This is a genomic window from Acinetobacter sp. FY683 (assembly GCF_059515885.1).
Window position 1 is genome coordinate 41,667 of the sequence record NZ_JCAKNA010000002.1, and the last position, 26,026, is coordinate 67,692.

The 26,026-nt window shown below is 34.7% G+C and carries 24 protein-coding genes and 8 tRNA genes; 7 read left to right on the plus strand and 25 right to left on the minus strand.

Annotation, left to right across the window (positions count from 1 at the left end):
* The first annotated feature begins 59 nt into the window (after window positions 1-59).
* Entirely contained in the window at window positions 60-1,079 is a 1,020-nt protein-coding gene (locus tag AC5YDH_RS01185; RefSeq protein WP_496116442.1) for a GGDEF domain-containing protein, read from the plus strand.
* On the opposite strand, the gene AC5YDH_RS01190 is transcribed toward AC5YDH_RS01185, so the two are convergent.
* A complete protein-coding gene (locus AC5YDH_RS01190; RefSeq protein ID WP_496116443.1) occupies window positions 1,076-1,342 on the minus strand; it encodes a hypothetical protein in 267 nt (88 codons plus the stop codon). The two genes, AC5YDH_RS01185 and AC5YDH_RS01190, sit on opposite strands and share 4 nt — an antisense overlap.
* A gap of 13 nt (window positions 1,343-1,355) precedes the next feature.
* Window positions 1,356-1,934, minus strand: coding sequence for a nicotinamide riboside transporter PnuC (gene pnuC / locus AC5YDH_RS01195; RefSeq protein WP_496116444.1), 579 nt, complete (start codon window positions 1,932-1,934; stop codon window positions 1,356-1,358).
* A gap of 168 nt (window positions 1,935-2,102) precedes the next feature.
* On the opposite strand from pnuC, the gene AC5YDH_RS01200 reads away from it, so the two are divergent.
* Window positions 2,103-2,981, plus strand: coding sequence for an alpha/beta hydrolase family protein (locus AC5YDH_RS01200; RefSeq protein ID WP_496116445.1), 879 nt, complete (start codon window positions 2,103-2,105; stop codon window positions 2,979-2,981).
* Window positions 2,982-3,028: 47 nt separating this feature from the next.
* Here the strand turns inward: AC5YDH_RS01200 and AC5YDH_RS01205 are convergent, their stop codons facing one another.
* From AC5YDH_RS01205 to AC5YDH_RS01220, 4 genes are all read right to left on the minus strand, one after another.
* Window positions 3,029-3,505, minus strand: coding sequence for a hypothetical protein (locus AC5YDH_RS01205; RefSeq protein ID WP_496116447.1), 477 nt, complete (start codon window positions 3,503-3,505; stop codon window positions 3,029-3,031).
* Window positions 3,506-3,696: 191 nt separating this feature from the next.
* Entirely contained in the window at window positions 3,697-4,035 is a 339-nt protein-coding gene (locus AC5YDH_RS01210) for an FKBP-type peptidyl-prolyl cis-trans isomerase (RefSeq protein WP_496116448.1), read from the minus strand.
* An 84-nt stretch (window positions 4,036-4,119) separates the two neighbouring features.
* Window positions 4,120-4,650, minus strand: coding sequence for a YaeQ family protein (locus AC5YDH_RS01215; protein ID WP_496116449.1), 531 nt, complete (start codon window positions 4,648-4,650; stop codon window positions 4,120-4,122).
* 62 nt (window positions 4,651-4,712) lie between these two features.
* Window positions 4,713-5,717 carry a CobW family GTP-binding protein gene (locus AC5YDH_RS01220; RefSeq protein WP_496116451.1) on the minus strand — a complete coding sequence of 335 codons (1,005 nt, stop codon included), beginning with the start codon at window positions 5,715-5,717 and terminating at the stop codon, window positions 4,713-4,715.
* A 406-nt stretch (window positions 5,718-6,123) separates the two neighbouring features.
* Here AC5YDH_RS01220 and AC5YDH_RS01225 point away from each other — a divergent pair, with 406 nt between their 5' ends.
* Together AC5YDH_RS01225 and AC5YDH_RS01230 are read left to right on the plus strand one after the other, a co-directional pair.
* Window positions 6,124-6,297, plus strand: coding sequence for a hypothetical protein (locus AC5YDH_RS01225; protein WP_496116452.1), 174 nt, complete (start codon window positions 6,124-6,126; stop codon window positions 6,295-6,297).
* Window positions 6,298-6,600: 303 nt separating this feature from the next.
* Window positions 6,601-8,226: a bifunctional 3-(3-hydroxy-phenyl)propionate/3-hydroxycinnamic acid hydroxylase gene (locus AC5YDH_RS01230; protein WP_496116595.1), complete on the plus strand. Its 1,626-nt coding sequence runs from the start codon at window positions 6,601-6,603 to the stop codon at window positions 8,224-8,226.
* A gap of 130 nt (window positions 8,227-8,356) precedes the next feature.
* Here AC5YDH_RS01230 and AC5YDH_RS01235 read toward each other — a convergent pair whose 3' ends face one another.
* The 9 genes from AC5YDH_RS01235 to AC5YDH_RS01275 all read right to left on the minus strand — a co-directional run bounded on the left by AC5YDH_RS01235 (window position 8,357) and on the right by AC5YDH_RS01275 (window position 17,305).
* Window positions 8,357-8,923 carry a hypothetical protein gene (locus tag AC5YDH_RS01235; RefSeq protein ID WP_496116453.1) on the minus strand — a complete coding sequence of 189 codons (567 nt, stop codon included), beginning with the start codon at window positions 8,921-8,923 and terminating at the stop codon, window positions 8,357-8,359.
* Window positions 8,924-9,041: 118 nt separating this feature from the next.
* Window positions 9,042-9,935, minus strand: coding sequence for a LysR substrate-binding domain-containing protein (locus AC5YDH_RS01240; protein WP_496116455.1), 894 nt, complete (start codon window positions 9,933-9,935; stop codon window positions 9,042-9,044).
* 9 nt (window positions 9,936-9,944) lie between these two features.
* Window positions 9,945-11,138 carry an MFS transporter gene (locus tag AC5YDH_RS01245; RefSeq protein ID WP_496116456.1) on the minus strand — a complete coding sequence of 398 codons (1,194 nt, stop codon included), beginning with the start codon at window positions 11,136-11,138 and terminating at the stop codon, window positions 9,945-9,947.
* 13 nt (window positions 11,139-11,151) lie between these two features.
* Window positions 11,152-11,724, minus strand: coding sequence for a TetR/AcrR family transcriptional regulator (locus AC5YDH_RS01250; protein WP_496116596.1), 573 nt, complete (start codon window positions 11,722-11,724; stop codon window positions 11,152-11,154).
* Window positions 11,725-11,854: 130 nt separating this feature from the next.
* Entirely contained in the window at window positions 11,855-12,370 is a 516-nt protein-coding gene (locus AC5YDH_RS01255) for an acyl-CoA thioesterase (protein ID WP_496116457.1), read from the minus strand.
* 306 nt (window positions 12,371-12,676) lie between these two features.
* Complete coding sequence (locus AC5YDH_RS01260; protein WP_496116459.1) at window positions 12,677-12,862, minus strand: hypothetical protein; 186 nt, start codon at window positions 12,860-12,862, stop codon at window positions 12,677-12,679.
* A gap of 279 nt (window positions 12,863-13,141) precedes the next feature.
* A complete protein-coding gene (locus AC5YDH_RS01265; RefSeq protein ID WP_496116460.1) occupies window positions 13,142-14,125 on the minus strand; it encodes a patatin-like phospholipase family protein in 984 nt (327 codons plus the stop codon).
* 164 nt (window positions 14,126-14,289) lie between these two features.
* Entirely contained in the window at window positions 14,290-15,765 is a 1,476-nt protein-coding gene (locus tag AC5YDH_RS01270) for an alanine/glycine:cation symporter family protein (RefSeq protein WP_496116461.1), read from the minus strand.
* A 214-nt stretch (window positions 15,766-15,979) separates the two neighbouring features.
* Window positions 15,980-17,305 (minus strand): DcaP family trimeric outer membrane transporter, encoded by a 1,326-nt coding sequence (locus tag AC5YDH_RS01275; protein ID WP_496116462.1) that lies wholly within the window; start codon window positions 17,303-17,305, stop codon window positions 15,980-15,982.
* Between the two features lie 659 nt (window positions 17,306-17,964).
* On the opposite strand from AC5YDH_RS01275, the gene yccS reads away from it, so the two are divergent.
* The 3 genes from yccS (at window position 17,965) to AC5YDH_RS01290 (ending at window position 23,528) form a co-directional block, all read left to right on the plus strand.
* Window positions 17,965-20,139, plus strand: a complete 2,175-nt coding sequence (gene yccS, locus AC5YDH_RS01280; RefSeq protein ID WP_496116464.1) for a YccS family putative transporter — start codon at window positions 17,965-17,967, stop codon at window positions 20,137-20,139.
* Between the two features lie 84 nt (window positions 20,140-20,223).
* Window positions 20,224-20,784, plus strand: a complete 561-nt coding sequence (locus tag AC5YDH_RS01285; RefSeq protein WP_496116465.1) for a hypothetical protein — start codon at window positions 20,224-20,226, stop codon at window positions 20,782-20,784.
* A gap of 146 nt (window positions 20,785-20,930) precedes the next feature.
* Window positions 20,931-23,528 carry a PepSY domain-containing protein gene (locus tag AC5YDH_RS01290; protein ID WP_496116466.1) on the plus strand — a complete coding sequence of 866 codons (2,598 nt, stop codon included), beginning with the start codon at window positions 20,931-20,933 and terminating at the stop codon, window positions 23,526-23,528.
* Window positions 23,529-23,989: 461 nt separating this feature from the next.
* On the opposite strand, the gene AC5YDH_RS01295 is transcribed toward AC5YDH_RS01290, so the two are convergent.
* The 10 genes from AC5YDH_RS01295 to AC5YDH_RS01340 all read right to left on the minus strand — a co-directional run bounded on the left by AC5YDH_RS01295 (window position 23,990) and on the right by AC5YDH_RS01340 (window position 26,006).
* Window positions 23,990-24,065 (minus strand) — tRNA-Val (locus AC5YDH_RS01295).
* Between the two features lie 98 nt (window positions 24,066-24,163).
* Window positions 24,164-24,240, minus strand: a tRNA-Asp gene (locus AC5YDH_RS01300).
* 43 nt (window positions 24,241-24,283) lie between these two features.
* Window positions 24,284-24,359, minus strand: a tRNA-Val gene (locus AC5YDH_RS01305).
* Window positions 24,360-24,388: 29 nt separating this feature from the next.
* Window positions 24,389-24,465 (minus strand) — tRNA-Asp (locus tag AC5YDH_RS01310).
* A gap of 11 nt (window positions 24,466-24,476) precedes the next feature.
* Window positions 24,477-24,552 (minus strand) — tRNA-Val (locus AC5YDH_RS01315).
* Between the two features lie 22 nt (window positions 24,553-24,574).
* Window positions 24,575-24,651 (minus strand) — tRNA-Asp (locus AC5YDH_RS01320).
* A gap of 51 nt (window positions 24,652-24,702) precedes the next feature.
* Window positions 24,703-24,779, minus strand: a tRNA-Asp gene (locus AC5YDH_RS01325).
* A 30-nt stretch (window positions 24,780-24,809) separates the two neighbouring features.
* Window positions 24,810-24,885: transfer RNA gene (locus AC5YDH_RS01330), tRNA-Val, on the minus strand.
* A 234-nt stretch (window positions 24,886-25,119) separates the two neighbouring features.
* The gene (elsL, locus tag AC5YDH_RS01335) at window positions 25,120-25,626 is read right to left on the minus strand and encodes a cell wall-recycling L,D-carboxypeptidase ElsL (protein ID WP_496116468.1); all 507 of its coding nucleotides are present in this window, start codon (window positions 25,624-25,626) and stop codon (window positions 25,120-25,122) included.
* A complete protein-coding gene (locus AC5YDH_RS01340; RefSeq protein WP_496116469.1) occupies window positions 25,623-26,006 on the minus strand; it encodes a YbaN family protein in 384 nt (127 codons plus the stop codon). Before AC5YDH_RS01340 ends, elsL begins: the two co-directional genes overlap by 4 nt.
* Between the last annotated feature and the right edge of the window lie 20 nt (window positions 26,007-26,026).

The window sequence follows — 26,026 nt, forward strand, 5'->3', positions numbered from 1 at the left end:
TACTACGTTCAAAGAAATTGGTATCCATTGAAATAGTCTGGTTTTCTGCTGCAATTTTTGTGTCAGCTTGTGCTCAAATATTACAAACAGCATTACTTCCTGAAGACATTTATATGATTGCCCCACTTGTGGCACTCTTATTTTTAATCAGTATTGTATTGTGTACTCATGCTGTTTATTTACGGTTAAATATTCCTACAAAATGGAATGTTATTATTGGCTCAATTATTTTATCTATTAGTATAATTAGCTACTATTCATATATAGAACAAAATATTGCTGTACGTTTTAGTATCGTTGCGCTCACAACCATGGCCATTTTATTCAACAATGGTCTTAAGTTTATACAAACGAAGCATCCGCATATTTTAGATCGCTTACTTAAATTATGTTTATGTGGGTCAATTTTTGCTGTTTTAATACGTGCTCTTATTCTTGTTTCTATTATTCGGCTTGAAAAAAGTGTAGATCAATTACAAATCATTTGGGCTAGCTCACAATTTTTGATTTTATTTTTTACTTCTCTGCTTTTTGCTTTACTCGCATCATGTTCTATTCTCGACTCAATACGAAAGCTTGAACATGAACGTAATATTGATCCCCTTACAGGCTTACTCAACCGTCGCGCATTAAGAGAAAAAATTGAACATTTCAATATAAATTACAGCATATCTAATGCCATATTAGTTATAGACCTTGATCACTTTAAACGTGTGAATGATCAATATGGGCATTTAATTGGTGACTTAGCTTTGCAACATGTTAGCCATATTATGCGAAAAAATGTCCGCTGCTATGATGAAGTTGCACGTATTGGTGGTGAAGAATTTGTCATTATTTTAAAAGATATCACAAATCAAACCACATTGAATATTGCAGAAAAAATTCGTAAAACCATTGAAAATACTCCGCTTATTGTTCAAACCCAAGAGATCCATATTAATGTAAGTATTGGTTTTAGCTTTTTTAGTCATCCCAAAGAATTTGAAAATGCGTTTAATGAAGCAGACTCACAACTGTATAGAGCTAAAAATTTAGGACGTAATCAAACAATCTCTACATCCGTACATTTGGTTTAAATTTTTATGTCTACAGTCACTGTTTCGGTTTTAGATATACTCACGGAACATTGCTTAAATTCAATTTTGGCATAAAACTTCTCTGCACCATCATCTAAGCCTGTTGCAGTCCAAACTGTGCCCTTAGGAAATTCAGTTAAAAAGTCTGCCTGATAAAAGTCAGCAACCGAATCAAAATTTAAATACAGCTCAGGATGTGTCTGAAGCTTTAAAGCTACAGCATAAAACTGATCTTTTTTATACTGATCAAAATCTAGAATCATGCCGTATCCTTATTTATTCAACCACCAAACCGTTTTGTTTCTGCTGTACTTGCGACCATTGATACCATCCCCAAGCAGCTAATCCTACAAAAGAAGCATATAAAACCGCAGTTAAATATAAGTCTTTATATATAAACATACCTGTATAAATAATATCGACAAACACCCAAAGCACCCAAGTTGCGATATGTTTTCGACTTGTCCAATATGTGCCAAGTAAACTAAAAGCAGCCAATTGAGAGTCTAATAATGGCAATGCCGCATCGGTAAAATAATGCAAACTTAAACCAAATACCAACCCACCTACTGCTGTTATTACGACATGTAATAATATTTTATTCCGAGAAATAGGTTCTATTCGAATTTCATCATCTTGTTTTTTAGTTTTTGACCAATGATAAAAACCGTACATTCCTAAAAATACAAAGACTATTTGTAAAATGGTTTCACCATATAACTTATATTCAAAAAATAAGTAGCCATACACAATATAAGCAATAAGGTTTACACCCCAGCACCATATATGGCGACGAATAGTCAGCACCACACCAATCACACGAACAATAACCGCAAATATTTCTAAGGGAGACATAAATTAATCGATTCCATTCTTTTGGCACATTATGAAATTATTTGCTCGAATCTCAAGTATTCTCATGTAATTTTTATCTTATTCATTTGTGAACTTGCCAGTTTTGACTTCATTTTTAAGATTGATTACAACATCATGATGCCCAACCAACTTAAGTAAGGATACTTTATGTCTACGCAAGCTGTTCTTTCTATTACAGATTCGATTAAGAATATTCAGTTTCCTGCTTTCGATGGCTATATGCTTGCTGGCACACTTTATTCCCCTTTAAATGCTAAAGCGCAAGTTGTAATAGCAAGTGCAACAGGTGTACCACAGCCGTTTTATCGACGTTTTGCTGAATATGCTATGTGCTTAGGCTACCAAGTTCTTTGTTTCGATTATCGTGGTGTTGCTCAATCTGCCCCCAAAACATTAAAAGACTTTCAAATGTCATATTTAGATTGGGGGAAATCTGACTTAGCTGGCGCAATCGATTACTTAAATCAGTTTAACTTACCTATTTTTATGGTTGGGCATTCTTATGGTGGTCAAGCTTTAGGCTTAGCACCCAATCATCATCTTATAAAAGCAATGTACTGCTTTGGTACTGGTGCTGGCTGGCATGGCTATATGCCTTTAAGTGAGCGTATTAAAGTTCAAGTCATTTGGAATATTGTTTTCCCTCCTATGGTCGCAGTTTCAGGCTATTTACCATGGAGTAAATTTAAAATGGGGGCTGACCTACCCAAGCATGTGTATCAACAATGGCGAAAATGGTGTAACAATCCAACCTATTGCTTTGGAGATCCTGAACATCAATATTTACACGATGTTTATGCTCAAATTAAAACACCTATTTATGCCGTTTCAGCACTAGATGATGCATGGGCATTACCTAAATCTCGCCATGCTTTTATGCAACATTATACGCAAGCCCCTATGCATTATATTGATCTCACACCACAACAATATGGTTTAAAAGAAATTGGACACATGGGCTATTTTAGAAAAGGCTCAGAAAAAATCTGGCAAGAAATTTTCGATACTTTTGATACACTAATTTGAGTTATTGAATCTTATGTATTTATAAGAACTCTACACGCTATCATTTTTCACTCATGAGATTCAGGAAGACGATAGCTATATTGATGCTCTTTACCATCTCTATCTACATGAGTAATAAACACTCCATAGCGCCCCACATAATATTCTAAGGACTGATGATAAAATCCCCAATAAATAGACCACTCTTCTAAATCTAAATTGCGTACATTTGTTTGTGTTTGAATGGGCATCTTACTCAAAACATTTTTTTGAATATCTCCCGCATAATCTTTATTCATTTCATGAGTTTTAGATTCTAGAAATATGCTTGCAACATCATCAAAAAGTTGTTGTTCATATTCATCTACAACTTCCACAATTTCTTTAGGCGTGTTTGTGGTTGCTTTTGTTATCGAAACTTTGACAGAGTTTAATTTTGCAAAGTATTTAGACTTAAAAGCTTGATTGATTTTTATTTTGCAAAACACTTTCCAAAAAGCAAAAATAGCTATAATCAAAACAAGAAAAATTAGAAATTTAACCATAAGCGCACCCACGATTTGTATTCACGGCTTACACCCTTACTGTACATTATTTATATCAAAAAATAAAAAAACATCATTTATAAATTAGAAATACTGGTTTTATTTTATAAAATATTTAAGCCTTAGTTTTCATTCTTTTTTATCTTGAAGAAGGCAACTTATATTGCCTTCTTCAAAGACATCAACACCAATTAGTCACGTGTTTTAACATCAAATAATTCAATTTCAAAAATCAAGTTTGAATTGGCAGGAATCACATTACCCATCTTACGTGAACCATATGCTAAATGTGATGGAACGATTAACTTACGTTTCCCACCCACTTTCATGCCCATAATTCCTTGATCCCAACCTTTAATAACACGACCAGTACCAATGACCGTTTCAAAGTAATTACCACGATCTATTGAAGAATCAAACTTTGTACCATCTTCCAACCAACCCGTGTAATGCGTTGTAATTAATGCACCTTTAACTGCTTCTTTACCTGTGCCTTCTACAAGTTCAATAATTTCTAATTCTGTCGTCACGATATTCACCTATCAGCCAAATTTCAATATTTCAAATTATAAAGGAATTCTACAAGAGATATTCTCTAGTAGCAGATCAAATGCTTATTGCAACTGCGTCCACTCAATCTCGGCTTGAGCATTATCACCAATTAAAGTCCACTCACCATCCATCACATTTAACTGCAACTTCATTGTGCGTTCACAAAGGGCTTGAATCGCTTCTGTTGTAGCGGGTGATAACTGCCAAACTTGAACATTTTTTAATGTTTTAAGTTTGCTATTACGTTTGTACCATTCATCTACAGATGAACCATAGGTTACAACTGCAACTTCTTTACAACGTGCACTTGCCTTTTTTACTTTATCTTCGTCTGGGCTACCCACTTCAATCCATTTTGTCAGCTGACCTGTTAAGTCTTTTTCCCAAAGCGCAGGTTCATCTGTTTCAAATAAATCTTTCGTGAATTCTAAAGCTTCATCGGCAAAACGAGCATACGCCAAAATACGCACCATTAAACGCTCAAGGGTTTCAGATGGATGTAAAGCCATTGTCAATTGATAGTCACCATATTGATGAACATCCATATTGGCAATGTTTAAATCTGCTTTATAAATTGTTGCTTTAAGCGCCATGAAATTTTCCTCAAATTTGGCGCCTAGCATATAAGATTTCAACTATTTTTGCAGAAGAAGTTTTATCCGGTCTGCTCAATACGACACTGAAAAAGTGCTTCTTCAAAACTTAACCAATCTTGTTCATTTTGATAAATAATTTCTATACGGCTATCTATGCCTTCTTGTGTAGTCTGATAATTAAATTGATTGGGATTAAAATTAAAAGCTTTCCAACCCTGGTCTGTATTAAATACCGCTTTAATTCGAAGCCAATCTTTTTGTTCACACAATAAATCAAGCACATCATAAAAATTGAATGTCCAACTTTTTGGCATTTTCCAACCTGCAACGCTATAGCCTTGTGCACTTTCTACATAATGATATGGCAATTGCTTAATCACAGGCTTTTCATCAGAAGCTAATGTTTTTTGTATTTTCAATAAAGGCTGAACCAGACGTTTACTGCCCGTATATAACTGATCTACATCCCGTAATTTTAATTCACCTTGAGAAATTAAGAGCCATTTTTGCTGATAGGCTTCATATTCTTTCTTCAAAGTTTCTAAAGCTAAGAAATCGGCGTCCAACATTAAATCTTGATGTGAAATTGCCACCACTTGTGCGACTTTCAACTGATCTTGATACAAATTTTGCGTTGTCCATTCTGTATCGTGCAAACGTGAACCATCCACAACGGTAATCAAACTTCGCATACTTAAGTGTTGTAACCAATGTGGCTCGGTTAACTGTTCTAATAATTGTGCAGGATGCCCTAAGCCAGTCGGTTCAATAAACAATCGATCAACTTTATTTTCAGAAATGAGTCGTGACAATGAAATTTGCATAGGCAGTTGACTACTGCAACACAAACATCCACCCAAAAGTTCTTGAACAGCATACCCCTCCGTTTGTGGCATGAGCTGTTGATCTATTCCTATTTGACCAAACTCATTCATGAGCACCGCCCACATTTCGCCTGCAGGTTTTTGACGCAGTAAATTTTGTAATATTGTCGTTTTACCCGCACCGAGAAAACCCGAAATAATATGAGTAGGAATAGCTTGAGCTGGGGCAATTAATTTCAAAACATACTCACTTTAAATCGCAATTTGTCCATGCTACCAAGAAAAAGTTAGAGTTCAATCACAATTTTAAATTTCAACATACACAAACACTGAAGTAGTAATAAAAAATTACACAGCACTAAACATATTTCTTAAATATAGAATGTAAGTTTGTATTATTTACATTAAAACAAAGATTATTTTTCAACCAAAAATACATATTTCCGAACAAGTAATGAATGTTTTTTACCCACAACATAACAAGAAAAAGACAAATTTAGACCTTATGTATTTACTAGGTTAATAGGAGTGTTTCGCTTTGTTGCTTTTATTGCTCAAAATACAATCGCAAACTAGCATAAGCGAACTCAATATCTATGTGATGGTAGATGTTGCTTATATATTTATATTAAATAAGGTTGCCAAAATGAAACTTACTCAAATTTTACTTGCTACAACTATCGCTGCTGCTGCCGCTACTACTTTCGCAGCTGAAGTACAAACACCGTCTCAACAATCTGAACAAGTTGTAGCTCAAGACCAAGCATCTTCTGAGGTTGCTGCATCTGAAGTTGCAACTTCTGAAGCTACTGCTCAATAATTATTTTTGAGTGCTCCTTTCTTCATTAAGTTCAATTTAGTTTTAGACTTAAATAAGAAATTTTAAATAGCTGAATTGATATCAATTCAGCTATTTTTTTATGTCTAATCACTTTAATGATAGAAAGAAATGATCATTTGATTATATTATTCAATTTCAAAATTTATTTATTACAATAATTATCAATGAGTTAAAAAACATCGAAGATTTTTCATTTACCGAATACACCCAAGTTTTACACTATCGCCTAGCTTGTTCATTCCAAGCGAATACTCGTTAATAGCACCAATGATTTGATTCATGATGGAACGGAAATTCGCTATGGCACATAAAACAAATTACAACACTGACGTTGCAATTTTAGGGGCTGGCCCAGTTGGTCTGACTATTGCCAATTATTTGAGCAAACAAGGTGTTCAAGTCACTGTTATTGAACAATTAGATCAATTAATTGACTACCCACGTGCAATTGGTATTGATGATGAATCGTTAAGAACTATTCAATCTTTAGGTTTAGTTGATCAGGTACTTCCTCATACAACACCAAACCATGCCATGCGTTTCCTTACACCAAAGGGTCATTGCTTTGCAGATATTCAACCATTAACACGTGAGTTTGGTTTCTCACGTCGTAATGCATTTATTCAGCCTCAAGTAGATAACGTATTACTCAATGGCTTAAAACAATACGAAAAAACTGAAGTTTTATTTTCACGTAACTTAACTGAGTTCACTCAAGATGCTCAAGGCGTGACTTTAAACATTCAAACTAAAGATCAACAAGAAGAAATCATTCGTGCAAAATATTTAATTGCATGTGATGGCGGTAACTCGATTGTACGTCGTACTTTAGACATTGGTTTCGATGGTAAAACTGCACCAAACCAATGGATTGTTATTGATATTGAAAATGATCCTCTTGCAACACCACATATTTATTTGTGTTGTGACCCTGTTCGTCCATACGTTTCAGCGGCACTACCACACGGTATCCGTCGTTTCGAATTTATGGTGATGCCAGGTGAAACTCAAGAAGAGTTAAGCAAACCAGAAAACATTGCAAAATTGCTTTCTAAAGTATTGCCAGATTCTGATGGTATTGAAGTGATTCGCCAACGTGTTTACACACACAACGCGCGTATTGCTGACAAATTCCGTGTAGATCGTATTTTACTTGCAGGTGATGCCGCACACATTATGCCTGTATGGCAAGGTCAAGGTTATAACAGTGGTATGCGTGATGCCTTTAACCTTGCTTGGAAAATGGCACTCGTTGTTCAAGGTAAAGCGAGCCCTGATTTATTAGACAGCTATCAGGTTGAACGTAAGGATCATGCTAAAGCCATGATTGATCTTTCAGTGATGGCAGGTCATGTACTTGCGCCACCTAAAAAATGGTATGGTGTTGTACGTGATGGCATTGCATACGCCTTGAACTACATTAAACCAATTAAACAGTATTTATTGGAAATGCGTTTTAAACCAATGCCTCAATACAACGATGGTGCTTTACTTCCTCAAGCGAAGAAAACATCTCCTGTAGGCAAAATGTTTATTCAACCTGAAGTTAAGTTAGAGTCTGGTCAAACAGTATTGCTTGATGAAGTGATTGGTAATGACTTTGCGATTGTAGCTTGGGGTGTAGATCCGAAATGGGGTCTTTCAGAAAGCACGATGAAACAATGGCAAAAACTGGGTGTGAAATTCATTCAAGTGATTCCTGCGGTTCAATTGGGCAATGATAAACGCCAAAAGTTTGAAAATGTGATTACGATTGGTGACATAGGTACAGATATTCGTACTTGGTTTGGTAAAACTGAAGAATCTGTGGTTATTTTACGTCCTGACCGTTTCGTGGCTGCGCTTGCTATTCCACAAACGCTTGAACGTACAAGCCAAGCTTTGTTCTCTAAAATGCATGTAAGCTAAGTTAGGCTTCATACTTAAAAACCACGCAAATGCGTGGTTTTTTATTGAGAGGAATTCTGTGATTATTTATTTTCTATTTCAAATAATCGCCATTGTGTTAAATGGTAAAGAAAAATGCCTTTTAACTATATTATGGGGAAATTACCCAATTAATAATTTCCTCTTTGTATTGACTAAGATTTTGGCTATTCAAAATAGGATCTTTATTAAAGATACTTATTAGTGTTGAGATAATAATATCTCCCTCAACGATATTTTCGATCAATTTTTCTATTTTTTTAATCAAAATAGTATTATCAATTTTAGTATCAATACAGCCATCTAAACCTCTAGTTAAAGAATGAGCTATTTCATTTCTTGATTTGCGTGCTTCATGTAATATTGTAGATAATTTTTCTGGCAAACCTAAGGTTCGAATGCTTTTATCAAGCGTAAGATATTTTTGCGTTTTTTCAACTAATTCATTAAATTCTGCCTCGGTTATTAGTTTTTTTGTTTCATTCTCTGTGTCCAGTTCATTACCTTGCTTTTCTATAATTCGTAGAGTTATTTCTTCTTTTATTTTTATTGCTTTAGACATACTTACACACATAGAGTCAAATCTAGTTGCTATAATTAAGCAGCGACCGAATACACCATGTAAGTAATCCGAATTTTCCGTTCTTTCAAAGTCTTCAAAAAATATTACTAGTGACATATATTTCCTATATAGAAGTTTAATATTTCTAAAATCAATATCTTAATACTTATATAAAAGCCCAGTCACTACAAACTGGGCTTTTATAAAATATTTAATCAAACAACAGATCTAAAACTTAATTAAACCCTAAATAAAACTGATCTTTTAAAACTTTTAAAATCAAATCAATCGCCGCATTTTTTTGCCCTTTCGGATAACTCGCATATAGCTCAATCATCGGCAAAGGCTCAATAGTATTTTTCACCACAATTTTATCGCCCAAAAGTGGAATCACATAAGCAGGCACCAAACTCCAACCCCCCCCCATTCCAACTAAATTTACATTCAATAAAATATTCGTTGAATGCTGAACCACATCTACATTCAATTTAGACTTTTTGAAAAAGTCTTGAATAATTTTATGTAATTGAGGCGATGCATCTTCATCACTAATCACAAATTTTTGCTGGTTAAAACTCTTAATACTTACGCTTTTTTGTGCAGCAACAGGTGAATCTTTAGGAACAATTAAAGCCAAAGGCTCTCTAAATATTTCCACAAATTCTAAATCTTCGGAATCATCCACATAGCGAGTAAAGGCAATATCTAAATTCCCTTTTTTTAAGGCTTTAAACTGATCTGCATCGGTTTGACTATGAAAATGAATATTCAAATCAGGAAACTGAGCACGAATATTCGGCATAATATAAGGAAACACCTTCATTTCCGCTACGGGCACAAAGCCGATATTCAGTTGTAAATCATTCTTTTTTGCCACTTTACGTGCATCTTCAATGGCTTGCTCTGCATGTTCAAGTGAAAGTAAAGCTTGCTTTAAAAAAGCTTGCCCTTCTGCTGTTAGCTCCACTTTTCTATTAGTACGAACTAACAATTGCACACCAACTTCATGCTCTAAATCTTTAATTTGCTGACTTAATGAAGGTTGTACAGTACACATACGTTGTGCAGCTTTAGTAAAGTTCAACTCTTCTGCAACAGCAACAAAATATCGTAAGTGTCGTAATTCCATGTATATCTCCTATGCACTTTGTTTTTGACGGAGTGCAGGTGCAACGGTAGCTCTGTAAACCAATAACGTTAAAACAATAATCACGCTACAGAGTAAAAATGTATTTTGAAAACCTATCCAAGAAATGAAGATTCCCATAATGACTGAACCAACAGCCAAGCCAATATCAAATAAAGTGAAGAATGTAGAAATTGCATGTCCCATTCGCATTTTAGGAACACTTTGAATAGCAACTGTCTGTAAACATGGAAACAATGTTCCATAACCTATTCCAATAAATACTGCAGATAACCAAAGTGTCCATTGATTATTCACAAAACTAACAATAACCATGCCTATCGCAAAAAAAATGAATGACGGGTACATCACTGCACTTGGCCCTTTACGGTCAAACATTTTGCCTACAAATGGACGAACAACAATCATAGAAACTGCAAAAACAATGAAGAAAATACTCGCGTATTCAAAGAGGTTTTTACTTTCACTGTAAGCTGTAATAAAGCTTAAAATACTTGAATAAGTTAAGGCTGTAAGTAAAGCCACTAATCCAACAGGAATAACTTTCGTTTCTACAATGTCATGTAAGTTAAGCTTTTGCTTTACTTGAGTATCTTTAACTTCATAAGGCTGTTCAGGTATTTTCAGCATTAAACAAAAAATAAAACCTACCGCCATTAAAATGGACAACAATGCGAATAAGGTATTAAAACTTGCATATTGAATAACAGTTAAGGCAATTAATGGTCCAATCACAACACCAAGGTTGGTCGACATTACAAAATATCCCATACCCTCACCTTTACGGTGCTCAGGAATGAAGTCATTTGCAACAGGAACGGTAACGGTCGTTAATATACTGAACCAAAACCCATGTAAAAAACGCACAAGTAATAAAGACCACATACTATCAATCCAGATATAACTCAAAGCGAATAATACAAAGAGCAACTCCGAGCCTCTAAATGTGAGTTTTTTCCCTAGTTTTTGGCTAATTAATCCTGAAAATGGTCGAATAGATATAGATGAAACAAGAAATAATGTAAGTGCTAAACCTGCTTGCTCAATTGTTCCACCCAAATCTTTCATAATATAAATGGGTAAAACAGCAAGTAATGCAAAATAATAGGTAAATAGAAATAGATTATTAAATACACATAAGATAAATGATTTATTCCACAACTGTTGCTGAGTAGTATCGTTCATTATTTTTATCCCATTACTCAGCAACGTTTTTAATCAATATTGGACTTAACACAAAATCGACTAATTCTGAAATATAGACTTCATCTGGAATTTTATTAAAAAAGATAATTTGATAATGCAAAGGTGCATACAAACTATCGAGCATCAGTTCAAATGAATAATTCGCAATAATTTCATTACGCGCTATCGAATGTTGAAGCAGTTTCCTCACTTGTTCACGGCGTGGCAATAAATATTGTTGGAAAAACTTCCCGGCAGATTCTCGATGTTCTGCCATAACCACCAATAAGGCACGACCAACCCCTTGGCTTAATGCGTGGCTCAATTTAAGAAGTTGTTGCTGTAAATTAAATGTTAAAGACTGCTCAAAATCTAAATCAAAAACTGATTCTGTTTTATAACCAAATGCTGAAAAAACTAAATCAGATTTGTGCTTCCACCAGCGGTATATTGTTGATTTACCTACCCCTGCTCGGGCTGCAACATCTTCAATAGTCAGCTTTGTATATTCCATTTCTTCTAGCGCTTCAATAACAGCATTCAAAATTTCATGCTGTTTACGCGAACACTTTTCTTCCATGTGCATCACCATAAAACGATACGTATCGTTTTATTTTATAGTATTCAAACTATATGCCTCTATACAACTTAAGGTGTATACATATTTTTCCATAAAAAAAGACTCCATTAAGGAGCCTTTTCTTACCACGTCAAATTTAACGTGCTTTTTTATAAATACTGCAAGAAGGATGATGACTTTCTTGAAGACGAGCAACCTTACGATGCTCTGCCGACTCAAAACGGCAACGTTTCCAATCATTATCTAAATTTAGTGCAGGAATTTGTTTTGGTTTTCCTGCTTCATCTACAGCAACCATTGTGAAATAGCAGCTGTTTGTATGACGTACTGTACGCTTTTGAATATTTTGCGCTTCTACACGAATACCAATTTCCATAGAAGTACGACCCACATGGTTGACACTTGCAAGGAATGTCACCATTTCACCCACATGAATAGGTTCTTTAAACGTTACTTTATCTACAGAAAGCGTAACAACATAACTACCCGAATAACGGCTTGCACATGCGTACGCTACCTGATCGAGTAATTTTAAAATTGTTCCACCATGAACATTACCTGAAAAGTTTGCCATGTCTGGTGTCATTAAAACTGACATTGTAAGCTCAGACTGATCTTCTAATATTGGGGCAATTTGATCTAATGGGGACATTACGTTCTCTAGACTCGTTTAAAGACAATAAGATATGTGAATAATATTATATCGCTTTTTTTAATCATTTTTCCGTTTGCTTATCTAAAAATGTCATCATTATTTTTTATAATGATTAGTACATCATTCACAAAAATGTATAATAATTTACTTGCCTATCGTTTTAATTTATTGTTTCCGTAATTTTTTTATTGAATAAAACAAAAAAACATAATATTCAATAGTTTTTAAAATACAAAAAAGAAACATTTAGCAATGCATTCGGTAAATTATCCTATCTACCGAATTCATTGGATAAATTTAAAACTACTTGATTGCTCTAGGTACAAGTCTCAACATCTCCTGTGCAATGTTTCCATATTTAATTATATTTTTTCCATCCAAAATTGCTTCTATTTCAAATGAACCATCAACATTTTTATTAATTACTGTAAACACAACATTTTCTATCGTTGCCATCATCACATCTGAACCAATACCAATTTTATTCATAAATCATCCTGTTATTGATTATCCAATATCTTTGAAATTAAAAATTATAAACATCCATTCAAACGATAAAATTATAATTAAATACAACCAAACGTTAAACATAAATTATTGAATTAATTGGTAGATTTTTAATAAAATTGCAACACTTATAGAAATTAAATCTAACTTAAGATAAATAAAATAGATTTTTCAATATTTTATTTTCATATAAATTTTTCTTGAGTATTCTGTAATATAAAAAAAGACCTAATAAAAGTAGGTCTTTAAAATTTAGCCAATCTATTCTTCTGCGATAAAACGATCTGAATTCTTTACAACTGAATAATTATCTATAAGTTGTTTTAATTTAGGAATGATTTGATTAGTCGCATTTTGTCCTGCAAGCATCGTTTGTTCACGACCACTCACATCAAAAATATGCACTTTTTCACGCAAATCAGGTTGAATAATGATATCTGCTTCTTTTAATTCTTCATGCGCTAACTGCTTCTGCATAATATTAATATTCTGATTAAACAATCCCCAAACATTCGAGGTCTCTGTATGAACAGGTTGTGCCAATATATCTACAGCAATAATAATATCTGCACCCAACTCCTTTGCAATTTCAACAGGTACGGGGCTAACTAAACCACCATCTACATATTCATCATCGCCAATTTTTGTGGGTATAAACATACTAGGAATTGCAACCGAAGCCCTTACAGCTTGTCCTGTATTACCATAATTAAAAACAACTTTTTTCCCTTCTTTAAGCTCCGTTGCAACAACATACATTGGCGTTTTTAAAGCTTGTAATGGCGTATTATTCACTTGCTCATTCATAAAATTTTCAACTTTTTGTCCTTCAAAAAAGCCTTTTCTATCAATGGTTACATCACGAACATCATTTGCTTTTAAATTTAATGCAACTTCTCTTAACTCCGCTGCATTCTTACCACTGGCATACAGTGAACCCACAATACTTCCTGCGCTTGTACCCACAATAAAATCTGGGTAAATATGATTTTTTTCCAAAACTTCAATAGCACCAATATGAGCATAACCTCTTGCTCCACCACTTCCTAAAACCAATGCAACAACTGGCTGTGTTGAATCTTTCTTATTCTTTCTAAAATCTACTCGATTAGATACTTCTCGAGCATCTTCCACAGTATTATTCGCCATTAATTTTGACTTATTATTTTGCTGAACTGAAGAAAGACTTTGACAGCCCGTAAGTAATAAAACGGTACATGCAAATATAAGATTTAACTTCAACATCTTGCCTTTCATTTTTAAATTGATCGCTTATACCATACTATTAATTTATGGATAAATTTAAGATTTCTAATTTAACTTTGTTTCAATTTTTCTAAATCATTCTCTACTTAATTATTTAGTCAAAAAACAGCCTCTATAAAAGAGGCTGTTTAGACGTTAAAAAATTACCAAATATCTGAATTTACTTTGTCTTTAAATTGAGGATGTTCATCCAACTTAAACACAGGCTCTTTAATTCCTCTTTTCAACTGTGTTCTGTAGTCTTTCAACAACATCATGAAGAATGGCGTTAACAATACAATCGCTAATAAGTTAATGCATGCCATACTTCCCATAAATAAGTCAGCCATAGACCAAATTAATGGAACACTTGTAATCGCGCCAAAATAAACCATAACCAATACAAAAACACGGAAAATAAACATCAAATGCTTATTATTATTAATAAATTGGATGTTTCCTTCAGCATAAGCATAGTTACCAATGATAGAAGAAAATGCAAACATAAATAAAATGATTGCTAAGAAATCTCCACCCCACATACCAATCTGACTTTCCAATGCCATTTGAGTTAAAGTCACCCCCTCAAAGCCAGCATCATGATACATACCCGAAACTAAAATAATAATTGCGGTACATGTACAAACGACAAAAGTATCTACAAACACACCCAACATCTGCACCAAACCTTGGTTTACAGGATGTTTTACATCAGATGCTGCCGCGGCATTAGGTGCAGACCCCATACCTGCTTCATTTGAGAATAATCCACGCTTAATCCCTTGCATCATTGCCATTGAGACCATAGCACCAAAGAAACCACCTGCTGCCGCATCAAACTCAAAAGCTTTGCTCAAAATTAAGTGAAAGACATCTGGTAAAATATTGTAGTTACTAACAGCAATATAAAGTGCGACAGCCAAATACAATAAGGCCATTAATGGCACAACACTTTCGGCAACTTTTGCAATACGTTTAATACCGCCAAAAATAACCAATGCTGTTAAGAAAACAAGTGCTAAACCAACCCACGAAACTTCTAAATGTAGGTTACCCAATGATAAAACTGGGTTTGTTTTATTCCATCCCCAAGCATGCGAGGTTGCACCAATAATTGCATTGGCTTGTACTGCATTAAAAACAAAGCCATAAGTGAAAATTAAAGAAACGGCAAAAACAACACCCAACCACTTTTTCTTTAAACCCTGAGTAATATAATATGCAGGACCACCACGAAATTGTTGATTTTGTTTATCACGAATTTTAAACAACTGAGCCAGTGATGACTCTACAACAGCAGAACTCATACCAAGTAATGCTGTTACCCACATCCAAAATACTGCCCCTGGACCACCAATTGCGATAGCAATAGCAACGCCCGCAACATTTCCCACACCTACACGACTCGCCAGCCCTGTCACAAATGCCTGAAATGGTGTAATACCATGCGCATCATCGCCTTCTTTACGGCTGCTTTTCATTACCTTTAAACTATGAAATAGCATGCGTATCTGCACACCACCTGTAATCACTGTATAAAAGCCACCTACAGCTAAAAGAAAGATGACTAAAAAATCCCATAGTGGCGTATTTAGCGTATTCACCAAAGCCAATAAGCGTTCGTTCAAATGCTCATCCATATGCAGTCCTACAAGCTTAAAATTCAAATTATGATTAGAACCCGTTCATATTTATTAAAAAATATAGTCACGCCCTAAAATGTGGACGCATTATGCATTTTTATGAACAATTATTTAATTATCTTTTACAATTTACTAATAAACTGCAGAATAAACAAACAAAAAAACAGGAGCAAATAGCTCCTGTTCTTCAATTTAAACTTAAATGCTTAAATTAGAAATTGTACTTAGCCATAAAGCCTACGCGATCATCATTGTATTTATCGCCTGCAAAGGTTTTACGATCACCTTTCACATATTCAACACCAAAATCAATTGGCTTAACAGGTGAATAAATGAAATTTAACCATGCTTGAGATAAGGTTTTATTTGCACCCGAATTATTTTTTGCAAAGGTAGTATCATCATCAGCAATGATTGTACCGTAACCTAATGTACTACGTAATTTTGGAGTAATGCGATAAGTTGCACCAATGTTCGCCGCAATCGCTTCATTTTGTTCAATAGAACCATTCACGACAGAATATGCACTGTTACTACCAATTAAATATTGATTGTTACCTTTTACATATGACACATCAGCAACTAATTGCAAAGGGTCGATTGGCTTAAAGCTCACGCCACCTGCCACACCATATGCAATTTTATCATCACGGATATTATCATCTTTATATTGTTCAACAAATGCACGTGCTGAAACCTCACCCCCCTCAAAACCTTGAACAACTTTAGCAGTTAACACAGGTAACGAGTATTTTGTGTTAGATACAGATTCTGATTTAGGCTCAACAAGACCAGTAGTTTGGTTAATTGCATAAACTGTTTTAGACCCAGAAATACCCGTGCTTTTCCCTTGTTCAGCAGAGAAAATTAATTTTGTTTTAGGCGCAACATTAAAACCATAACGAACTTGTGGAAGACGTGCTGTCCCCGTACCAACGTTAGTTGAGAAATCAATCATTTCAGGTGAATAACCACCTAAGAAGTTAGACGTTGTTTGACCTACTAACCAATTATTATACGTTAAGTATGCATGACGCACTCGTACCGCAGTACCTGTAGAATCTTCAGTTTTTCCAGCAAAGTCAATTTCAACTTTACCGCCTACATCTGCTCCTTCCACGTTTGTTTTAAAATCTAAACCTAAACGAGTTGTTTTAGCTGTAGAACGTAATTTATCTTTTGTAGCCCCTGTAGTAGAAGCTACACTACTAAAGTCACTATCAGCACCTTCAATGATATAGTTTGCATCTGCACGTACAAAACCATAAAGATTTACATTTGCACCAGCTTTAGACTTTAAACCAGCTAAAGCAGATTGTGCTGGTGCAGCTTTTACTTGCTCAATTTGAGAAGCTTGCTGTAATTGCACTTGTTGTTGCTGCTGAATAAGTGTTTTTAGTGTTTCAACTTCTTGACGAAGCTGTTGAATTTGTTTTTGCTCTGCTGTTGCAGCATTTGCAACCGTGCTTAACATTAAAACTGATACAGTTGCCGCTAAGCTTTTTGCTACAAACTTAGTCGTTAGCAATTGACTCATGAAATTCTCCAAAATTTAAAATTGCGTCCGTGACTTTTTCTTTCAAGGTTATTTATATATTCCCAATAACCAAAAACTCAAAAGCTTTATAGATGAAACATCCGTATACAGAAGCTTAAAATATAATTATTACAACTTGTGTAATTTAGTTATTAATTCAATCCATGAATAAAACACTTCTCGAATTATGGATTTAATGTAACAAGTTCTTACCAATATTAAAATCAGTTTTACTGAATTACTTATAAAAAAATATTAATATTTTTTATTAAAAATAACAAACCATTGTTTTTTAACAAAATTTAAAACAATGAAAATCCAGAAAAAATCTTAACTATACACTTATGTATTATATTTATTTTTTAAATACTAAGCTATTTAGTTGATATTTAATACACATTTAAAAATAAAATAAATTTCCGATAACTTTCTAACCTAAAATTAGAATTTAATATTTAAAAATTACATGAAAGTTATATGAAACAACATAAAGAAATGAAAATTTTTCCGAAAATCTATGTAATACCATTTTAAAATCTATAACTTTACTTAAAGACAAATTTAATATGTACATAGTATTATCTTAGTCATCGTTTCGGTTCACCCCAAAACAAACTTAAAACTTAAAATATTCACCATATATTATTCAAGGATCTGCTTTGAAATCTTGGCTTATACGTCTAAAACAAACAACTTACAACACGACGTTTATGTATAGCATTAGAATGATCATTGCATTCTCAGGTACGGCTTTTTTACCCTATTTTATGGGAAACCAACTTGCAACTATTCCCTTAACCTTAGGTGTTGTAGCGGCAGGTATCAGCGATATTGATGACAGATTTTCTGCGCGTATTCAAAACCAACTTTATACCTACTTAGGTTTTTTCATTACCGCCACATCTATTCAATTACTGTTCCCTCATCCATTTTTATTTGCTTGTGGATTAATTATATCCTGCATTTGCTTAATATTATTAGGCTCTTTAGGTCGTAGATACGCCACCATTGCCTATGGTTGTTTAATTGTTTCTGTCTATTCTATGTTAGGCGTTCATATATTTGAAAGTTGGTATATGCAACCCTCTTTATTGGTAATTGGTGCCGCATGGTATGGACTCATTTCAACTATCAGCTTTTTACTTTTTCCTGTTCGAGAAGTACAAGATAAACTTTCTTTATGTTATTCATCATTAGGTGACTTTTTATTTGCTAAATCAAACCTTTTTGATGTCGATATGACACCAAAGAGTTATCAACAAAGTATGATTGATCTTTCATTAGAAAATGGAACATTAGTCGGAATTTTCAACCAAATGAAGACTGCTTTACTCACACGTTTAAAGGGCGATCGTGGGCAAAAAGATACCCGTCGTAGCTTACAATACTATTTTGTTGCTCAAGATATTCATGAACGTGCAGACTCAGCACATATCGACTATCAAAAACTAGCTAAAATATTCGAACACAGCGATGTACTTTTTCGTTTTCAACGTATCTTATCTTTACAAGGAAAAGCCTGTAAGGATTTAAGTCAAAGTATTTTGAAACGTGAAGTTTACAATCATAACCAGCGTTTTAAGCACGCTTTTCAAAACCTAAAACACTCTCTTGAAAAGTTAAAAACAGATGATGCTTTTGATCAAATTTGGGTAAATTCACTTTATTCTTTATATCAAAACCTAAAATCGATTGATGCCCAGCTTAAAAACTTAGAAACAGAACGAACTATTTCGCTCGAAAAATCTAAACACATTGAAAATCAACTTAAAGATGATGATTTAAAAGGTTGGGATGATATTGTTGTTCGTATAAAACAAAACCTTACTCCTGAATCAGTTTTATTCCGTCATGCTATTCGTATGTCTGTCGTACTTTTAGTTTCGTATATTTTTGTACAAATTACAGATATTCAATATGGATACTGGGTGCTTTTAACTGCATTATTTGTCATTCAACCCAACTTCAACGCAACCAAACGTCGCTTACGCCTAAGAATTGTAGGTACACTTATCGGTATTATTATTGGTTATGCCATTTTGTACTTTATTCCATCTGTAGAAGGACAATTACTTCTACTTATTATTAGTGGTGTTTTATTTTTTGAATTACGTAGTAAACAGTATGCTCAAGCAACTGCATTTATTACCATTTTAGCCCTTATTAACTTTAATTTAGATGGATTAGGTTTTGCAGCTGCCTTTCCTAGAATGCTTGATACACTTATTGGCTGCGCACTCGCATGGCTTGGTGTCACTTTTATTTTTCCAGACTGGAAATTCCGACGTTTACCGCGCAATATTTCACGTTCACTCAATGCTCAAAGCAACTATTTATCTGAAATTATTGAGCAATATAAAACAGGTCGAAATAACGGTTTAACTTATCGTATTGTTCGTCGCGCTGCTCACAACACAGATGCGGATGTTGCATCACTTATATCTACCTTGGCTACAGAACCAGATTTTGATCCAGATCAGAAAATTCTCGCCTTTGAATTTCTATGCTTAAACCATACTTTCTTAAGTTACATTGCAGCTTTAGGTGCACATAGAGAAAAAATTCAAGATCAAGAGATTTTGGCATTGCTAGATAAAGCACTCAATGATATTAATGGTGCATTACTTCGAGATGAAGTACCCGATTTAAGTGCTCAAAACATGCTACAAAAAATTCGTCAACGCTTAACGCTAAATACAGATGAAGATCAAAAATCTCTCATTATTTTACAGCAATTATCTTTGATGATGAGTATATTGAATCAACTTAGTCGCTTAAAGCAAAGTTTGAGTCATGATAGAGATGAACATTCCACAGAATTAGCATCTTTATAAATAGGATGAATATGCAACAATATACTCCTGAAATGTCTCAATTAATGCTACACTTTTTACAGTTCTAAATTTGTTAATTTCACTATGACCGCGAAAAATTTATACGCTTATACATTACAGCCTGTAAACTACGAAATCTCTGAAGCTGAGCAACGTAATGCTCAACTTACAATTTGGCGTAGTACCAATAAAATTGGCATGAAAGCTTGGGCTATCATGGGGGTTGTTGCCTTACTTTCGATTCTAGGCATTGTTCTACTAAAAAACTATTCAACTATTTTCTGTTGGGTTGCTCTTATCAGTGTTGTTACATACTACCTAGTACGTCGCTTTGGTCTAGAATGGTATGTTAAACGCAAAATGAATGAGTTCCCTGTTCAAGAAATTGCAGGTATCCGTTTAGGTGTTCAACCTCATGGTATCGTAATGCGTCAGAAAATGGGGCTTCAAGAAGGCGTTGGTAGCGTTTCTTGGACAGACATTTATGAATGGTACAACACACCTGATTTCCTTTTAGTTAACTTCAAGGTTAAAGATCAACAAGGTGCATACATTCTTCCAAAACGCTTAGACTCTAAAAACTTTTCTTTTAATACAATTCGCAAACACTTAAAAGAAACAGTGGGTGAAGCTAAAAGCATTTAATTGCTAAAATAAAAATTAACCTCCTTTATAGGAGGTTTATTTTTATTAATCACATATTGAGAATAATTATTATTTAAATAATTCACTATTACTTCAAAATCTTGATATATAATTGAGAATAATTCTTCCTATCACTACAACGTCTCATGTTTAAGAAAACATTTTTTCAAATACATTGGTTCCTAGGAATTAGTGCTGGTCTTATCCTTTCTCTTATGGGGGTTACAGGTGCCATTTATTCATATGAACAACAAATTCTAAAAGCAATTAATCAAGACAGTTATGTTGTTCAAGTACAAAACACAGAAAAACTAACACCTGCTCAAATTTTTCAACAATTTAGCCAAGAAAACCCGACAACAAAAATTAATAGCATTACCATTTCTAAAGATCCTGAAGCATCATCAACGGTTAACATTGCAAAAGAAGGTGCACGTCGTGGCGTAAATGTCATGATTAACCCCTATACAGCTGAAGTACTACCTGAAATCAAAGGACAAAAATTCTTTCAATTTATTCAGCAATTACACCGTAATTTAACTGTTGGCCCTATAGGTAAACAAATTACGGGTGCATGTACACTTATCTTAATTTTCTTTGTATTAAGTGGATTATATTTACGCTGGCCAAAAAAACACTCGATTAAACAATGGTTTGCTATTAAGCCTAAACTTAAAGGTCGCAACTTCATTTGGGACTTACACGCAGTTGTAGGGACTTGGGTTGTCATTTTCTATCTTTTACTTGCATGTACTGGACTCTATTGGTCGTATGATTGGTGGCGTAATGGCATGTTTAAAGTACTTGGTGTAGAACGCCCTCAAGCTCAAATGCAGATGAATCAACCACGCCCGCAAGGTGCTAATGCAGAAAATCAAGCAACACGTGGTGAAAATCCTGAATCGAGAGAAAAGAAAGAAGTAAAAACACTACAACCTGAACAAATTAGTATAGCTTTAACACAAGCTTGGACAGGTTTTAATAGCCAAATTGGACGTGATTACTCTACTCTTACCTTAACCATTCCTAAAAAACCAAATGGTGAAATGGAGTTAAGTTTTGTCGATGCTGTTGCACAACACGAACGTGCTCGCAATAAAGCAACTTTTGACTACAAAACATCTCAACTTAAAGATATTGAACTTTATGAAGATAAAAAGTTAAATGAAAAAATCATGAGTAGCATGCTTCCTGTGCATCGTGGTAGTTTCTTTGGCCCTATCTATCAATTCTTTGCAATGATTTCTGCATTATTAATGCCTTTATTCTTTGTCACAGGTTGGATGCTCTACCTTAAACGTCGCAAGCAAAAGAAACTCACCCTTGCTGCACGTAACACTCAATCAAGTTTCATCATAGATCCAAATGCAAAGCCATGGCTTATTGTTTATGCATCTCAAACAGGTGTTTCAGAACAACTTGCATGGAGTACTGCAACTAGCCTACAAGAAGCACACCAGCCTGTAACAGTTAAATCTGCACAACAAGTGAGCCTAGAAGATTTACAAAATGTAGAACAAGCTTTATTCGTTGCAAGCACCTATGGCACAGGTGATGCACCCGATTTAGCCTCTAGCTTTGAGAAAAAAGTAATGAGCTCTTCTGCAAATTTAAGTCATTTAAGCTTTGCGGTGCTTGCTTTAGGTTCAAAAGAATATGCAGAAACTTATTGTAGTTTTGGTCATGCGATTAACACATGGCTTAAAAACAATAATGCGCATTCACTTTTTGATGTTATCGAAGTAGATAATGCAAATAAAGATCATATTAAGCAATGGAATGAAGCACTTGCTCACTCAACTAAACTAGATTTACAACATGTTTCAATTGATAAAACATTCGATCAATGGACACTCAAAAATCGCACCCTATTAAATACAAATAGTTTAGGTGCACCTGCATTTAGTCTTGAACTAACCCCTTCTCATGATGCAATTTGGCAAGCGGGTGATATTGCTGAAATTCAACCTGGAAATAGTGCCGAAAGAATTCAACAATTCATGCAAAAGCATCACATTGCTGAAAGCTCAAAAGTAGACTCTTCTGGTATCCGTATTGAAACAGCACTCCTCTACAAAGATCTAACATGTGAAATTGAACCTTTTGCAAATTTAGATCACCTACTAGAGCAATTAACTGATTTAGCTACTCGTGAATATTCAATTGCAAGTATTCCATCTCAACAAGTTTTAAGGCTTGTTGTACGTCAACAATCGAATACTCTTGGGCAACTTGGTTTAGGTTCAGGCTGGTTAACGGAACACTCAAAATTGAATACCACGATTAGTTTACGTATTCGTACCAATGAGTCATTCCATCTTATCGATGATAATAGACCAATTATCTGTATTGGTAACGGTACAGGCATTGCAGGTTTAATGAGCCTACTTCATGCTAGAGTTCGTCAAGATTATTCACAAAACTGGCTCATTTTTGGTGAACGTCAAATTCAACATGATTACTTCTTCCAAGAAACGATAGAGGCTTGGAAAAACATGGGAATGCTACAACATTTAGATTTAGCCTTCTCTAGAGACCAAGCTGAAAAAATCTATGTTCATCACAAATTATCGGAACATGCAGATGAGCTTAAAAAATGGATTAATGACGGTGCAGTGATTTATGTGTGTGGCAGCATGGAAGGTATGGCTTCCGATGTAGATCGTACATTAAATGAAATTTTAGGTGAAAATACTCTTGACCAATTACGCCAAGATGGACGTTATAAACGAGATGTTTATTAATCCATGAGTTAAGCACAATAGTTCACTAAAAAACCGAGTTCAAGGACTCGGTTTTTTAATACTTTTATCAACATAACATTTAGATATATAATTTAGTAAATAACACAATTACCATGCTCTCTTATAACTCTAGAACAATTCTATTCTTCAATGATATCTATCTGATAAATTTATAAAATTCTTATTAAGCTATGATTCCCATATAAACCAATAGCATAATCTTTTAGGATTATTGTATCTAAAAAATGGGAATAATGAATAAACGTAATAAACGTAATAAACGTAATAAACGTAATAAACGTAATAAACGTAATAAACGTAATAAACGTAATAAACGTAATAAACGTAATAAACGATAGGTTCGAATTAAATTTGGTAATTTACTTGATAAAAATATGAATTGTACAAAAAAGATATGACTATAAAATTTAATAATATATTTCTAATTATATTTAAATATATGGTGGGCGCTGACGGGATCGAACCGCCGACATTCTGCTTGTAAGGCAGACGCTCTACCAACTGAGCTAAGCGCCCTGAGGAGTAAAAATAATATATTATTTTTACGATGCAAGACAAACGAATTACGTAGTCTTGGCATTTTGATCACATTTTTCACATCAGGGAATGAAAAATGGCGCAGCGGACGGGACTCGAACCCGCGACCCTCGGCGTGACAGGCCGATATTCTAACCAACTGAACTACCGCTGCATCGCTATACTTATTACTAAGTATTTATCTTATAAATAAGATATGGTGGGCGCTGACGGGATCGAACCGCCGACATTCTGCTTGTAAGGCAGACGCTCTACCAACTGAGCTAAGCGCCCTTAAAGGGTCAAACATTTAGATTTTAAAATGGCGCAGCGGACGGGACTCGAACCCGCGACCCTCGGCGTGACAGGCCGATATTCTAACCAACTGAACTACCGCTGCATCAAAAAATCTGGTGGGCGCTGACGGGATCGAACCGCCGACATTCTGCTTGTAAGGCAGACGCTCTACCAACTGAGCTAAGCGCCCTTTAAAAGGTCTATTACGTAAATGGCGCAGCGGACGGGACTCGAACCCGCGACCCTCGGCGTGACAGGCCGATATTCTAACCAACTGAACTACCGCTGCACTTACACAATATCTCTATTAAAGCACAAACAATGTATTAAGAACTTAAAATGGCGCAGCGGACGGGACTCGAACCCGCGACCCTCGGCGTGACAGGCCGATATTCTAACCAACTGAACTACCGCTGCACTATAAGTATCTTAACTTTGAAAGAAGCTTGGTGGGCGCTGACGGGATCGAACCGCCGACATTCTGCTTGTAAGGCAGACGCTCTACCAACTGAGCTAAGCGCCCTTTCAAATCGACTTCATCGCTTGATGAGGTGCATTATAGAGAATCCTGACAGTCTGTCAAACGCTTTTGTAACTGTTTTCCACATTTTCAGCTTGAGTGATTAAAAAATAGGTTATTCGATTCAAAAACAAGCAAATTTCATGATTTTTTTAGAAAAAAATACTTGTTTCTATCCTTTTCACTCACATCTTCTTTTAACTTAAATACAAAAAATAGGATATTTTTAGGTGCTTTTTAAATATTGAGCAATTTTTTTTCAGAAATATAGACTAATGCTTTTTCTGAAATCAAATTAAATAGCTCAATCACATCTACATTTCTCATTCGAATACAGCCATGAGACTTTGGAATGCCCATTGGTTCTGTATCTGGCGTTCCATGTATATAGATATAACGCTGAAATGTGTCACACCCTTCACCTAAATTAAATCCTTCCTCTAACCCACTTAACCAAAGTATGCGAGATAAAATCCAATCTTTTTCAGGAAATGCTTCCGCTAAATCTTGATTATAAATTTCGCCTGTTTCTTGACGTGCAATAAATACTGTATTTTCTGGTGAATTTTCACCTACTTTTATAGCAATTTCATGCCATCCTCTTGGTGTTTTTCCTGAATTCTCTTTTTCACCAATACCATTTAGACCGCTAGAAATGACATAAAGCTTTTTATGTTTCGGTAAATATAAAATCTGCTCTTCTAAATCGATTAAAATATCTGCTTGTTCTAGAGTATATTTCATTTTTCTCTGTGATCTCCCTCAAGCTCTGGTTCTGGTCTTAACCATAACCAAATTGCAACTATCAACATAGTAACGTCTGTGAAAACTTTAACAGCAAGCGGTGCACTGGTAAATAACATCAGAATACCGCTTGCAAGCATCATAATACTTGCAAACCATTTTGCTTTTCTTGGCACAGTTCCATTTGCACGCCATGCTTTTAATGTAGAACCGTATTTAGGATGATTCAATAACCATGCATCCATTTGTGGCCACCCCTTAGATGCCGCCCATGCTGCTAAAATAAGAAAAACCGTTGTTGGCATACCTGGCAATAACGCCCCAATGAAGCCAAGTATTACGAAGATGATAACCAAACTTCGCCAAAACAACATTTTCATAGATTTTTCCTACGTTAATC